We start from the raw sequence: 611 nt of genomic DNA on the forward strand, positions 1-611 counted from the left end.
GACGCGACCAGGAGCGGTTCACGTCGCGCGACATGATCGCGGTGGAGGCCCGGCTTGAGCGGGCCGGCGACGAATTGGCGAGCAGGAGCGAGCATGGTCTCCCGGCGCAAGCAATCGCGGGGGCGATCACGCGCGCCGGGAGTGAAGGACTCGTGCTCGGGGAGGAGCAGCGAGCCGCACTGGAGCATATAACGGGGCCGAGCGGCCTCGCCAACGTGATCGGCTACGCGGGGACGGGCAAATCCGCCATGCTGGGGGTGGCGCGCGACGGATGGGAGCGCGCCGGTTACAATGTTCGCGGCGCGGCCTTGTCGGGCATCGCGGCCGAGAACCTTGAGAGCGGGTCGGGCATCAGGTCGCGGACGATCGCGAGCCTTGAGCACGCATGGGGGCAGGGGCGCGACCAGCTAGGCCCGCGTGACGTGCTGGTGGTGGACGAAGCCGGCATGATCGGCTCGCGTCAGATGGAGCGAGTGCTGTCGCAGGCTCGCAACGCGGGCGCGAAGGTCGTCCTGGTGGGCGACCCCGAGCAGTTGCAGGCGATCGAGGCGGGGGCGGCGTTCCGCAGCGTTACCGAGCGGCACGGCGCGGCCGAGATCACCGAGATACGC

Annotated in this window: 1 protein-coding gene; it reads left to right on the top strand. The window is 70.5% G+C overall.

Annotated elements, in window-relative coordinates; genetic code table 11:
* The coding region (locus AX681_RS15380) for an AAA family ATPase (RefSeq protein ID WP_156456113.1) at window positions 1–611 on the top strand (611 nt) is incomplete at both ends.

Source organism: Sphingomonas sp. CCH9-E2 (assembly GCF_001557215.1).
Classification (GTDB): domain Bacteria; phylum Pseudomonadota; class Alphaproteobacteria; order Sphingomonadales; family Sphingomonadaceae; genus Sphingomonas.